Here is a 13547-nt window from a genome sequence, read left to right as displayed (position 1 = left end):
CAAGGCCGAATGACAGGAGGTTGCATGTTTGAGCCCATAGAAGCACTGGATATCTACAACAAAAATGTCAATATTCTGATCGGCTCTGGTGCTTCGGCGGATTTGTTTCCCACCTTGGGATTGCAGATTAAGGATGCGCTTGGCAACTGGGAGACGATCGAAACGCTGTCGACAAAGTATGCACTGCGCCCAGAGAAGAACGCAGCGCTGTTCATGCACTATTACAACACGTGCATTCATCCGGTTCAGACGTTTTCTCCGTCAGAGATTGCCACGGCCGAGGGACTGGAAAATCTTGATAATTATGAAGTTTTTTTGCGTACGCTATTAGGTTTTTTGGATAGAAGAAAGGACGTCAATCGCAAGATCAACATCTTCACCACCAACTATGATGGCTGTCTGGCGCACGCCGCTGATCGCCTGCTGGCGAGAGGGACTCACGAATTTGTCGTGAACGACGGGACTTCAGGGTTTTACAAGAAGCATTTGCACGCGAAAAACTTCAGCACCTTTCAGTGCCAGACCGGTGTTTTCGAGCGTACCGCGTACGGCGTCCCGCAGCTCAATATTATTCACCTGCATGGCTCGGTCTACTGGGCAAAGAGTGGGGACAAGATTGAAGTTAGTTACAAGAATGACTTCAAAGACCTTCTCAGTCCGCACGTCGTAAACAGAATTTCGGAGTTCTCAAAGTATCTGGTCACAGAAGGGGGCGTTACGGACGAGATTCCCTTGGTGAACCTCACCCACAATCAGATGGAAAGATTCTGGTACGAGTACAATAAGCTTCCAATCGTGAACCCCACAAAGTGGAAGTTTCACGAGACGGTCTTTGAAGAGCATTACTATCAAATGCTCCGACTACTCAGCTACGAACTGGAACGGCCAAACTCGATCTTGATTACATTCGGGTTCTCCTTTGCGGATGAGCACATCTTGAAGCTCGTTCAGCGCTCGCTGTCGAATCCCAAGCTCCAGACCTTTGTCTGCGCATACAGCCAACGAGGCGCACAGAAAATGCGCGACGAGTTTGGTGCGTGGAGAAACGTCAAGGTCATTGGCCCGCCCGAGGGGGCTGACTTGAATTTTGCCAATTTTAATAAGCACGTGCTTTCGCTCAGCCCGCAGGCCTACACGCCCGGAGATGCTCACTGATGGCCATCCGGGTAGGTGAGGTTATTGCCGTCAGCGGCGTCAGGATTACCCTGAGGATATTTGAGGATTCCAACCAAGAAACCCTATTTCACGAGGGTAAAAAGTATAGAGGTGTTTCAATCAGAGAGCATTTGCTGATTCAGCGCGGGTTCATCGATATTGTATGCTTGGTGGAAGGTGAGTATCTGGATGAGCGCAAGCTTGACGAAGCCGCTGAAAAAACCTCCTACATCAGAAAGGTGGATGTTCGGCCCATCGGCTACGTGACTGACAATAAGTTCTATGAAGGCGTGAAATACATGCCGATGATCAGGGATCGTGCCTCTCTCCTCAGTGAGGAGATGGTAGGGAAAATCTACGGTGTGAATGATGGTGGCAGCTTTACCATTGGCGCGATGCTCAAAGAAAATATCCCTATCAGCCTGCCGTGGACACGGCTGTTTAACAGTCATCTGGGCATTTTTGGTAACACTGGCAGTGGGAAGTCGAACACGCTGGCAAAATTGTATACGACCTTGTTTAGGGAGAAACTTGCCGGGTTAAAAGGGAAGAGTCAGTTCGTTATCATTGATTTTAATGGTGAATACACTGGAGGCCAGATCCTGGCCACCCCCGATAAAAAGGTTACGGTTTTAGACTCCAAGAATGGGGCACAAAAATTCACGCTGGAAAGTGCTCACTTCTGGGATGCAGAAACCCTCAGCCTGCTTTTTCAGGCGACCACCAACACTCAGGCACCGTTTCTCCGACGGGTCTTATCGGGGAGGGAAAAGTTTAAAGACCTGCCGCTCTCCCATTTTCTGGAAAAAACGTTTGAACGAGTGTTTGCTGCTGCTGAGCCTAAAGCGGAGGCGCTCGAGTTAACACGCGAGGTCGCCCGAATTATAGGCTCTGAGGCATTGCAGCACCATTTGGCAGGGGTAAAGTACCATGCGCAGAACAAATACTTCAGAGCGCTGGAAGGGCATTACTACGATTCTGATGGGAAAGCATTTGCTGGCTTTTTGAAGCCTTTCCTCGCCGCACATGTAAAACTGGATGCGTTGGACCAATTCGATGAGTTGCTTTTGCGTTGCTATCTACAGCTCTGCGGTGATGTGGTTATGGGCTATGCACAATACGAACATATCCAGCCCGTGTTGGCCAGGGCGAGGTCTTCTCTGGCGGGATTGCGCAACGTATTGCATATCGTCGATGCACCACCCCCTCCCTACCTTCTGCACGTCATTTCACTGAAAAAATGCAAGAACGATGTGAAAAAAATTCTGCCGATGCTCATTGCAAAGAATTTTTATGTGAATCACAAGGAAGCAGAAGGGTTGAACAGCCCACCGACTAAAACCCTGCACTTGATCATCGATGAGGCACACAACATCCTTTCCGAGCAATCAACACGAGAACATGAAATCTGGAAGGATTATCGACTGGAGTTGTTTGAGGAAATCATCAAGGAAGGAAGAAAATATGGCGTGTACCTGACCCTCTCCAGCCAGCGGCCTGCGGACATTTCTCCTACTATCGTCTCTCAAATACACAATTTCTTCATTCATCGCCTAGTGAACGAACGCGATTTGATGCTGCTGGATAATACAATCAGCACATTGGACGCTTCGTCCAAATCATTGATACCCACGCTAGCTAAAGGGTGCTGTGTACTTACTGGAACGGCCTTTGATTTACCGATGATTCTGAAGATAGATCCTCTGCTTGAAGGGCACAGGCCGGCGAGCGATGACGTTAATCTTGAGGCGCTGTGGGCGAACCAATAGCTTTTTCACGCGATGAGCCATGGATTGGCATGACCAAAACACTGATCCGCAGCCGGCAGCCCGTCGTGATTTTTGTACGTAAAATAGACCTCGGCTTCATAGCTCCGCTGGTATGAAGGACGTCTGCGTATGCCATCTCCAATTGGACAGGTCTTTACTTCGCTTCAACGTAAGCGTCCGACGAACACACCTTCAGAATGCTCCAATCATGGCAAGCGTTTGATTCAAGCGCTGTGGATTTGCAATCCGCGCTGAGAAAACTCAATAGTTGGTGGCTTTGGAGCGCCTCAGACCTCCTGGCTATTCAGTAGGTCAACTCCCTGCGCGGAAACGCTCGTTCGGCTACTGCACTTGCGCTGAAGAGGTTGTCAGATTTGCCCGGGCCCACTTCTCAGCAGTCGTGACCTGAATCGATTGCTGCGCGTTGAAGGTGCCTGCTTTAGGCCAGGCCACACCTCTGCCCTGAGCGAACACAGCGCGGTACTTCTTGATGTGATGCGTTGGGTCTTTCTCCAATTCTTGGAGCAAGTACGGAACAGTCCATACGTTACGTTTGAACGGGCGGCCCAGTACACGTTCGAGGAGGCTCGCAACCTCTCCGTACGTCACAGTGTCTCCCGAGAGGTACACAATCTGATTGCGGAAGCGAGGTTCGAAGAAAACGATTTCCGCTGTCAACGCACCAATGTCGTCTGGAGTCGTAAGCGTCACGCTGGTATCAAGACTGCCCAGCGCGTTCACGGTATCGTTTTCGAAGTCAACCACCTCAAATACAGGCTCGAACAGGAAACTGGTAAACATACCCGTAGAGATGATTACCCATTCAGTTTTATCTTGGGCTCTAAGCAATTCGCGAACATCAAGCTGAGCATCGAACAGATCCTGAGGACTGCCCCGACCGATTACCTCGAAGTCGACACCAAACTGCCACGGGAAGTAGCGCTTCACACCGGACTTCAGAGCAGCGCTAGCCAGTTTCATCGGGGTTTCACGGCCTGCAACCATGCCTGCACAGCCGATTACGGTATCGAAACGTGCGAATACTTCAGCCAACTGATCGATTGAGTCATTCACGAGGTCTGCGGCTACCATTTGGATGCCGAGCCCCCGAAGCTCATTTATTTCGACCTTTTTCTCGGGTACCTCAGTGTTGATGGTCGAATCCCTTAGCAGCACGCTGATTGTGGAACCGGGCGCGCGCTTTGCTACTCGCGCAAGATTACGCAAAACCGGTAGCCCAAGCTCACCGGCGCCTAGAACGAGAATGGATTGGGGGGAAAACTGGGTCACTTCGGTCATGATTTCTCCTGAGACCTGTTGCCTGTAAGATGAACAAATGCTTGCACGATTTGGCAACGCTCGTAAGAAGGCACACCTGTGATACCAGAGAAAGAAATGACCGATCAGGAGGCTCTCAGCCAGGCAGAGACAATCTGCCAAACCCTGAGAGAAGACGATGATGGCATCAGGCGGGAAGTGCTTGCTCACGCAGGCAGCCGCTGGTCGTTGGGTATCCTGCATGCTCTGGGTGTGTACGGCACGATGCGTCATGCCGAAATAAAAAGACAGATGACCGGTGTGACTCAGCGGATGTTGACCAAGACACTCCGCTCCATGGAGAGGGATGGCCTAGTAGTTCGACGGGAGTTCGGTGAAATCCCGCCACGTGTCGAGTATGAGCTGACGCCGCTTGGTATGGGACTTTTGATCCGCATGTCCCCTATCTGGACTTGGGTTGTCGAGAACGTTGAGGATTTCCGCAAGGCGCGGCGTATTTTCGACAGTCAGGATGGCAAAAAACCCGCATGGCAAATACCTACATCGACACCATTAGGCTCAGAAGCGTCTGACTGAATCTAGCTCAGAGTATATTAAGAGCCCTGTGCCCATTGATGCGGTAGTAATTGGTAAATCGCACTGGCCCTCTGTGTAGGTAATCGCGTCAGTACATCCTTGAGATACGCGAACGGATCATGACCGTTCATGCGTGCCGACTGGATCAGACTCATAATCGCCGCTGCCCGTTTGCCACTGCGAAGCGATCCGGCAAACAACCAGTTCGCGCGTCCAAGTGCCCATGGCCGGATCTGATTTTCGACCTGGTTGTTGTCGATGGGCACAGCCCCGTCCTCAAGGTAGCGCGTCAGCGCTACCCAGCGTTTAAGGCTGTAATCCAGGGATTTGGCCGTTGCTGATCCGTTGGGCACCTGATCACGCTGGGCCAACATCCAGTCATGCAGCGTTTTGATGATTGGGGCAGCCTTTTCCTGGCGTATTCGCCAACGATCCTCATCGCACATGTTCCGAGCTTGGCGTTCAACTTCGTACAAGCCACCAATCGAGTACAGCGCTTGTTCAGCCAACTGGCTTTTATTCGCCACATGCAGATCGAAAAACTTGCGACGGGCGTGGGCCATGCAGCCAATTTCGATCATGCCTTTCTCGAAACCGGCTTTGTAGCCAGCGAAATCGTCGCATACCAGCTTGCCGTTCCACTGCCCAAGGAAGTTGCGCGCATGCTCGCCTGCACGACTAAGACTGAAGTCATAAACCACAGCATTGAGCGCCGAAAACGGCGTGGTGCTGTAGGCCCAGACGTAAGCACGGTGAGTTTTCTTCTCGCCTGGCGCGAGCATCTGAACCGGAGTCTCATCGGCGTGGATCACGCCCTGGGCCAACACTTGTTCACGCAGCGCATCGACCAGAGGCTGGAGTTGTACGCCGGTTTGTCCGACCCACTGCGCCAGTGTCGAGCGAGCAATCGCTAACCCGGCCCGAGCAAAAATCTTCTCCTGCCGGTACAGCGGTAAATGGTCGGCGAACTTCGCAACCATCACATGGGCCAAAAGGCCTGCGGTCGGGATGCCCTTGTCGATCACTTGGGCCGGTACAGGGGCCTGGATTAGTGTTTCGCACTGGCGGCAGGCCCATTTTCCACGCACATGCTGCTCGACGGTGAACACGCCGGGTGTGTAATCGAGCTTTTCGCTGACATCTTCGCCAATTCGCTGAAGCTGGCAGCCGCAGATGCACTGGGTGTTTTCCGGCTCGTGGCGGATCACTGTACGTGGGAACTGCGGTGGCAGAGGCGCACGCTTGGGTTTCTGACGTAGCTCGTCCGGTGCAGATGGCGGATTGACCGCTTTCAACTCGGCCTCGATGGCCGCGATATCAGTGTCGAGCAGGTCGTCGAGCAAGCTACCTTGGTCAGGGCTTAGCTGTTCGCTGCGCTTGGCGAATTTGTGTCGCTTGAGGATGGCAATCTCATGAGCGAGTTGCTCGTTGACCGTTTCAAGGCGGTGGATTTTCTGGCCCATCGAGTCGACCTGATGTAGCAACTCCAAGCCCTGTTCGGCCAAAGCACGTAGCTGTTCCGGTGTCATTTGATCGAGGTTGGGCGAGGAAGTCATGCCGCTGATTGTGCCAGAGCCGGAAGTCAGCAGCGATAAACCTATGAGCTAATGGCAGGCGTTACAACACTGTGATCAAGCCGCCAACACCGACCCGTTGCCATGGCAAGCCCAGTACCAAAGCCTGAAGCTGCTCGTTATCGAGTTCGACCTCCGATCCGTGCCGAATGCCGGGCCAGTGAAACTTGCCTTGATTCAATCGTCGCGCCGCCAGCCAGATACCCACGGCGTCATGCACCAGAACTTTCATCCGATTGGCGCGGCGATTGGCGAACAGATAAGCACAGTGCGGCTTAGCCGCACCGAACACCGCGACAACTCGCGCCAGCGCGGTTTCAGTGCCGGCGCGCATGTCCATGGGCTCAATGGCAAGCCAGATGGTGTCGATGCGAATCATCGCAGCAGGTCTCGAAGAAAAGCGGAACATGTCGCTGCATTTTCTGCCGGCCAACTCACCACGACTACGCCTTTTGAATGAGGTACTTCGATTCGAATCGTGGCCGGAAGAATTTGAGGGGCCGCTGTCGAAGACAATGCCTTGACCGGAATAAAGGCAGTTTGCAGTGCCAGGTTTTTCTGCGCATGCACCCGAATCCATTTATGGACAAGGTTTGCATTGAGGTTGTGGGTCAAGGCGACATTGGCAATCGAGGTGTCAGCCTGCGCACACTCGGCGATGATCTGGGCCTTAAAGGACTTGGAATAGGAACGGCGTTCTTGTGGCATGGGCGTCCGCTTAAAAAGGCTAAAAATGGTGTCCACTTAAATTTAGGTGGACACCATCGCCTTAAGCGATGGCATCAGGAAGGTGTGTTGCCCGGACGCTTACGCTTCAACTCGATTTTGGTCAAGCAAGATCGTTGTGTGCTTGAGCAGGAGGATCGAGTGACGGACCTCATCTCGATGAGGCGCTGGCACGCGTGTCCGAATACTCATATACGAAGGCGGACAAGTGAGATTGCCACGCGAACTATGCTTAGTGGCGCATGGATACAATTCGTCCCGCTGCTCGTGTCGAGGTAGGTTAAAGTGTATCAATGGCTAAGCAAAGCCTCCCAAGGCATGAAGGAGCATCTGGGTTGGAAAGGACTTATGCGTTTGTCGACGAATCCGGAAATCATGATCTAGAAACCTCGAAGCAAGGCAGCTCCGGATTCTTTGTTGTGTGCTCAGTGCTTGTTTCTGAAACCGGTTTGGAAAAAGCTTATGAGCTTGCTGAAGCGCTCCGGGTGCGGCATTTCCAGACGGGTGAGATCAAATCCAGCAAAGTTAAGGTCCAGGATAAAGAGCGGCGTATCCGCATTCTGAGTGACCTGGCGGAGCTTCCTCTTAAGCTCTATTTTACGGTCGTCGACAAGTCGAGAGTGTACCGAGATGGGGGGCTTCAGTTCAAAAAATCCTTTATTAAGCACATAAACGGCATTCTTTATGAGCGGCTCTTCGTTGACCGCCCAAATCTCCAGATGACCGTCGATGAACACGGTGGTGCAGAGTTTCAGGAGAGCCTGAAAGCCTATGTTCAGGCCCGTTACGTCGATGATCTGTTCGGCGATGATCAATCCTTTCAGACCAAGAGCAGCAAAGACGATGTCCTCATACAGGTAGCAGACTTTTTCGCCGGTTCGGTCGCCCAAATCTATGAGGGAAAGGCTGGCGAGGAGGTTGTTAAAGCCTATAAAAGGATATTGCGTGATCTAACGCTAGGTCTCGTTGAGTGGCCTCCGAAATATCAATCGCTGCTTGCTGCTCCTGCCGATGATTCTCAGTACGCAGATTATCGAGTGCATCAGGAAGCACTTAAACAGGCAGATCAGTTCATCGCTAAGGTTGGCAAGCACCCTGACGAAGACGAACGCTTACAGCGCTGCATCCTTGACTACCTTCGGTTTCAAAGCGAGTTTGTCAGTAGGGATTACGTGACGATGGGTGACATAAAAAGTCATTTGGCTGATCGTGGATTCGGCGATCTCAGCGACCAAAAAATCAAGTCAAGCGGGATTGCAAAACTTCGCGATTCTAATGTGATCATCACCAGTGCATCCAAGGGGTACAAGATTCCGCAAACACGGGCCGACATCAATGATTTCCTGAGAATGACGTCTGGGCAAATTGTGCCGCAGTTGGAACGAATCAAGAGGGCTCGTGATGTCTACATGCTGAGCAGCAGAGGGGAATACGATATTTTGGAGGCGGCGAATTTGCCTGAGCTTGACAAGTTACTGGCCTCACTTGAAGTGCTTGGAGAGGGTGATCATTAGTCCTGAATGGCCGCCCCTACCATGGTGCGGCTGATGGAATGAAAACACGCACTTGTTGATGCACGATGGATAGTGCCGAAAAGAACACCTTGTTGACATCGGCTTGGGTGAAATACGGGACAAGAGGGTGGACGATTGAGCGCATATACGGATCGAGACCTTGAGCGGAAAATCGTAGCCGCCCAAAAGGACATACAAGCCTGGGCGGTAACCAACGATCTTTGGTATGACAGCGGTTTCACCTCCTATGCGAAGCGTGTACAAGGAGAGCCTGGCGAAGGGGCGGTGGCTTTCATTCTCTACAGCAGTGGAGAGCTTGCACGCATGCTTGATGAGGATCTAGATCCAAAACTTCGAGCGGAGCTTGAGACAATCGCTGACTCGCATGGTTTCTGGTACGACAACAACGACGGCTGCTCTTACTACTTTTACGCTACAACCGAAGAACTCCAAGAAGCCTACGACCAATTCTTTCACTGGAAATGGGTCTGCAGTCTGATCATCGAAGATTTCGGCGATATCTACGCTGAGCTCTATCAGTATTTTCAGGCTCGCCCTGAGCGGCTTTACAATCTGCATCACCGCGAATTCGAAATATTGCTTTACCGTGTATTCCAGAGCTTGGGATATGAATCAGAACTGGGGCCGGGAGTTGGAGATGGAGGGGTTGACGTCAAACTACTTCAGCGGAGTCCGTTGGGGGATACCTTGGCTTATGTCCAAGCTAAGCGATATGCCCCTAACCGGCCCATAGGCCTTGAGGCTGTGCAAGCATTGCGTGGGGCGGTAGCAAACGATGGCGCTGACCTAGGCATATTTGTCACCACCTCCCGTTACTTACAGGGAGCGCAGAACTTTGCACATCGATCATCAGGAATACTGGAGCTGAAGACCTCTGCAGACGTCGCTCAGTGGTGTCAGCAAGCGCAGGCGGGCATCGTCCAAGACAAGTCCGTATTAGTTTCGGATACGCATCTATTATCTATTCTGCGTCGTATTGAAGACGGAAGTCACGCGTTAGTCGTTCACGCTCACACTGGGTATCGAACAATCGGAAACAGCTTTGCACTCGTGTTTAAGGAGACCAAGCACGCGGCTCTCCTCATGAGTCTGCCACGGCGGATTATCAGCCAGGACTCCCATGGACTTGAGGGGCATGAAATCCCACTGTTGGATAAACAGATACTGACTGCCAAAAATGCAGATACGGTCTTCCGTGCAAAACGGAAATTGGATGATCAGGGGCGGGTGAGCTATTGGGATGGGCAAAACCTCTATTCGATCTGGAATCGGCAGCCGAGTCGCTTCAGCCATTTAGACTGAGTCCTCTGCGGGGAACTGGTCTGCCATTGCTGCCTGCAGCGAAAATAGTAAATAGCTCCTCATTTTTGGGTTCTCCTACCCGGGTTCATACAGTGACCGGGTTTGGTGCCGTCTCACGTGGCTAACAAATTCAGAATGCGGATTTCAATGCACATCCCGTCCCCTTTGTGTGCACTAGGGGAGCCCGCCATGGTACCAATGGCAGCTTGATTCGAAAGTGGGTACTTACTGCATTCAGTCCGTCATTAAACATTATGGGCCGCTGAGAGGCGGCAAGAGTATGGTTCAGTGGCGGGTGTTCCAGCGTCGACTTTGCGTGTTGAGCTCTTTTGGGGGCTACTGACGTTTATGCTTTTTCCACTTTAAGGAAAGGATTGTCGGCAGGTACCGGTCCAGTTTCGAACAAGAGTGATGGATTTTCTATCAAATAGCCTTTGAGGGTTCCTTTCTTCCGTGGACCTTCTACCTGACAGATCCAGATGTTCAAGCCATCGTCGCGCTTTTTGTGGGTCTTCAGTTTCTCGAACTGCTTCTGCACCCATCGCCATTCCTCACCTGCGGAATTGGCCCCCAGTGAGATGCACGGAAACTCCTGAACGTAGCGCTGAAAAAGGCCAGGCGTGACCAGGAACACAGTACCGTCCACCGTGTGAATTTTAGCTTTGCTGTCATTGATGATCAGCTTGTGGCTCAGGATACCTTCCTTGACCCAATTCAGGAATGTCTGGCCTAGGTTATCCGATGGAGGTGTTGAAGTTTTTTCGAGAGTATTTTCTGAGGGGGCTTCACTGGCCTCATGCTCCTCCAACTCGAACATATCCAGCAGCGTACCCAGGTAATCGGCATTCTCTAGCGCCATAGCATCCGGCTGCGGCTGGCTTTGATCTGATCTAGTCCTGATCGTTTCGGAGGCTGGTATTGGTAGCGGAGTGTCAGTTGAGTGGTCATGGGCCGCAATGCTCACCATTCCGCTGAAAGCCTCAGGCCGGTCTTCGTTCCCCCAAATCAACGTGGGTTGAAGGCGCAGAAAAGTGAAACTCTGCTGCCAGTTGCCTTGCGCGACAAGCGCGGTCCAGATGGCTTTGCCTTCCGGCGTGGACTCAACCAATCCATGTGATTGCAGCTCGTCGAACACCGCGAGGTTGGACGAGGGGATGCCTTCAATCGATTGCGACAGCAGATAGGCTCGCAGCTTGTCCGTGACCGTCTTACTGACTAGCCACAGTGCATCCTGAGTCAACCAACCCGCGGCACCCGGCTGGTTGAGTTTCAGCTCGTGTTGAACCAGATGACGCAGTCCGCTGATCAAGTGATGTTGCAGCGAATGAGTCGGCGCTTGCAGCGCCTTGCTCGGGTTACCACCGATGTTCTGTGCGGTGGAGACCCGGTCGGCTTGAATCACCAGCTCGCCGAGCACGCCGGCACGTTCGTACTGGCCCGCCAGGACATACAGCAGACTGGCCCACAGTGACGGAAATACACTTAGCCAATCGAGGATTGGACGATCGAGAATCTGGGTGTAGAGCAAGCCTACGGCCGCGCCGTGCAGGTGGTAGTCGCGCCCCTTTAGGTAGCGGAAACGATACGGCTGATCCAGGGATCCCTGCCAAGGATGCCAAACACGGCCATCCTGGCGCTCGACCAGCAGGTCCACGGCGATCTTGCCGATGTCATGCAGCAGGGCACCATAGGCGATGCCAGCAGACCAGGCGTCGGTCTGGGCGGCTTGGTCTTCGGGCGCGGCGCCGGTGGGGAGCAGATACGACTGACGCAGTTTCAGACTACAGGCGACCAGTTCCAAGCCATGGTCAAGCATGCCGCCAAGATACGCATGATGGTGCGTCTCGCTGGCCGGGAGTTGTTGGACCAGTTCGGCGTAGCGATGGATCGGATTTAAATAGAGCTGGCTGAACTGCTGATGGGAGAGGGCGGTGTACTGCCAGATGCGATCGAGCAGTTGGCGGCGGTGCTCGGCTGCTAACAGGCTCTGGGACGACTCGATGGGCAGGTAACCTTCGGCAACGTTTACGGTTGGTGGCGGAGGGGGCTTCTGCCTTTTGTGGCGAAACAGACTGAGCATCATGGCTTCCCAGGAAATGGCAGGGTCAGGGGCCTTTTAGCCTTTTCGGATAGGGCTCTTACCCTTGAGTCCCCATTCCCCTTCCAACCCTTACCCGTCCTTTTGCCGTGTGTCCCTTTGTGCGGCAATCAGAATATCGATTTGTCCTGGTGCCGTTTTGTTGGATGCGTGTGCTGGTGCGAAAAAGGGAAGTGTCGGTACACTGCGGTGCGAATTTTATCGGGTCTTGCCATGAACCTCACTGACGCCACGCTCATCCTGCTGCTCGCGGCACGTATCCATGGGACAGACGAAGCTATCAGGGCCTCGGCGAAGAGCGTGGTAAAAAAGCTTCCGCGCAGCAAGCGCGATCTGATCTACAAGGTGATCGACAGTCGCAGCCCGCTCGATCTGGTTAATTATCTGGCACAGAATCTGGATGCGGAATGACATGCTGCGGGTGTTTCTACTTGCCTGCTCTCTGCATCAGAGCCCTACGGCATGAGACTTTTTCTGGACAAAAAAAGGGGCCCAACTCATGTTGGACCCTTTGAAGGATTTGCTGCAGCGAGGTAACGATCAAGCTCCATCGTTCGTGCATTGAGGGCCATCCATGACCGTCTGTTTCCGTTGCAGTCCCAGATTGAGCACATACTCCGAAGCACATCGGGCTTGACCACTGGCTCGGAAGATCGCGCGGTTATCAGTCTTGAGCAGGCCGAGCCAAGAGTCGATGTAGCTCTCGTGGCGCAACTCTCCTTGTATACCCGCGTAGGCACATAAAAAAGCGGCACCCATTTCGGCGATCAATTCTTCAAATGCGTAGCCTGGCGAGCCGAATGGGCTAGGAGAGGTCACGCCCTCGCGCTTTAATCGAGAGTGATGTCCGGTCCAGTGCGTCAGCTCGTGCAATGCGGTGGCGTAGTACCCACCATGATCATGAAATTGCGCTTTTGTCGGCAGTTGGATGAGGTCCCTGATTGGGTGATAAAAAGCTTCGTCAGCAGCTCGATGAATTATGTTTGCGCCTGAACTTAACAACAGTTCCTTCGCCGCGCTGTTTGGGAAGAAGGGATCACTCGGTTCCGTCTCAAGAACGTTTTCGTTGAGCGTTTCGAGCCCCTCCGTTTGCTCGATGTTGAACAGAAAGTGCGTTCTGAGAATGCCAAAGTGGACGACCTTGGGCTGACCGTTTTCATCGAGTACGGGTTGACCTGACTCGGTCTGTTCCTCGCGCTCCATCGGCTTGTAGAGCACTGCCAGGGTGCTGTGCTCACCCTTACGGATGTGCCCTCCGGCTTTTTTGGCTTGGTTGAAGGTCAACCAGCGATCTTGAACGAACCCCTGCAACCTGGCCTCGGCCCAGAGCAACGGTAAATTGATGCCTGAATAGGGACGCTGCGTGATGGCGTTAATGGGATAGGGTTGGTGATGACCGACGTCAGCTGAGTCACTTGAGGACCACGGTTTGATCCAGGGGGCTACGCCTTGGTCTAACGCGGCAACAATTTTGTCAGTCACGTCTTGGTAGATATTACGCATGGGCATTTTCCTCGAGAGAAATCGGAGGAAC

At 52.8% G+C, this 13547-nt stretch carries 12 protein-coding genes; 6 read left to right on the top strand and 6 right to left on the bottom strand.

Annotated elements, in window-relative coordinates:
• The first annotated feature begins 24 nt into the window (after positions 1 to 24).
• Together LVW35_RS18725 and LVW35_RS18720 are read left to right on the top strand one after the other, a co-directional pair.
• Positions 25 to 1155, top strand: coding sequence for an SIR2 family protein (locus tag LVW35_RS18725; RefSeq protein ID WP_233891521.1), 1131 nt, complete (start codon positions 25 to 27; stop codon positions 1153 to 1155).
• The gene (locus LVW35_RS18720) at positions 1155 to 2924 is read left to right on the top strand and encodes an ATP-binding protein (protein ID WP_233891520.1); all 1770 of its coding nucleotides are present in this window, start codon (positions 1155 to 1157) and stop codon (positions 2922 to 2924) included. The genes LVW35_RS18725 and LVW35_RS18720 overlap by 1 nt, the downstream gene beginning before the upstream one ends.
• Positions 2925 to 3266: 342 nt before the next feature.
• Here LVW35_RS18720 and LVW35_RS18715 read toward each other — a convergent pair whose 3' ends face one another.
• On the bottom strand, positions 3267 to 4223 hold the full coding sequence (locus LVW35_RS18715; RefSeq protein WP_233891519.1) for an aromatic alcohol reductase: 957 nt from the start codon (positions 4221 to 4223) through the stop codon (positions 3267 to 3269).
• 96 nt (positions 4224 to 4319) lie between these two features.
• On the opposite strand from LVW35_RS18715, the gene LVW35_RS18710 reads away from it, so the two are divergent.
• Positions 4320 to 4778: a winged helix-turn-helix transcriptional regulator gene (locus tag LVW35_RS18710; protein WP_233891518.1), complete on the top strand. Its 459-nt coding sequence runs from the start codon at positions 4320 to 4322 to the stop codon at positions 4776 to 4778.
• Positions 4779 to 4795: 17 nt separating this feature from the next.
• On the opposite strand, the gene tnpC is transcribed toward LVW35_RS18710, so the two are convergent.
• From tnpC to tnpA, 3 genes are all read right to left on the bottom strand, one after another.
• A complete protein-coding gene (gene tnpC, locus LVW35_RS18705; RefSeq protein ID WP_055135021.1) occupies positions 4796 to 6334 on the bottom strand; it encodes an IS66 family transposase in 1539 nt (512 codons plus the stop codon).
• 61 nt (positions 6335 to 6395) lie between these two features.
• The gene (gene tnpB, locus LVW35_RS18700; RefSeq protein WP_233891517.1) at positions 6396 to 6731 is read right to left on the bottom strand and encodes an IS66 family insertion sequence element accessory protein TnpB; all 336 of its coding nucleotides are present in this window, start codon (positions 6729 to 6731) and stop codon (positions 6396 to 6398) included.
• Positions 6728 to 7060 (bottom strand): IS66-like element accessory protein TnpA, encoded by a 333-nt coding sequence (gene tnpA / locus LVW35_RS18695; protein WP_164485440.1) that lies wholly within the window; start codon positions 7058 to 7060, stop codon positions 6728 to 6730. Before tnpA ends, tnpB begins: the two co-directional genes overlap by 4 nt.
• A 311-nt stretch (positions 7061 to 7371) precedes the next feature.
• Between tnpA and LVW35_RS18690 the strand changes: the two genes are divergently transcribed.
• Entirely contained in the window at positions 7372 to 8592 is a 1221-nt protein-coding gene (locus tag LVW35_RS18690) for a DUF3800 domain-containing protein (protein WP_233891516.1), read from the top strand.
• Between the two features lie 135 nt (positions 8593 to 8727).
• Positions 8728 to 9915, top strand: a complete 1188-nt coding sequence (locus LVW35_RS18685; RefSeq protein WP_233891515.1) for a restriction endonuclease — start codon at positions 8728 to 8730, stop codon at positions 9913 to 9915.
• Positions 9916 to 10261: 346 nt separating this feature from the next.
• Here LVW35_RS18685 and mobH read toward each other — a convergent pair whose 3' ends face one another.
• Positions 10262 to 11995: a MobH family relaxase gene (gene mobH, locus LVW35_RS18680; protein WP_233891514.1), complete on the bottom strand. Its 1734-nt coding sequence runs from the start codon at positions 11993 to 11995 to the stop codon at positions 10262 to 10264.
• Positions 11996 to 12226: 231 nt separating this feature from the next.
• Between mobH and LVW35_RS18675 the strand changes: the two genes are divergently transcribed.
• A complete protein-coding gene (locus LVW35_RS18675; protein ID WP_233891513.1) occupies positions 12227 to 12424 on the top strand; it encodes a DUF7740 domain-containing protein in 198 nt (65 codons plus the stop codon).
• A 129-nt stretch (positions 12425 to 12553) separates the two neighbouring features.
• On the opposite strand, the gene LVW35_RS18670 is transcribed toward LVW35_RS18675, so the two are convergent.
• Entirely contained in the window at positions 12554 to 13516 is a 963-nt protein-coding gene (locus LVW35_RS18670) for an ArdC family protein (protein WP_233891512.1), read from the bottom strand.
• Positions 13517 to 13547: the final 31 nt, after the last annotated feature.

Origin of the sequence: Pseudomonas sp. HN11 (assembly GCF_021390155.1) — a bacterium.
Taxonomy (GTDB): domain Bacteria; phylum Pseudomonadota; class Gammaproteobacteria; order Pseudomonadales; family Pseudomonadaceae; genus Aquipseudomonas.
Note: the sequence above shows the minus strand (reverse complement) of the source record. Positions and strands in the feature narration are given on the sequence as shown.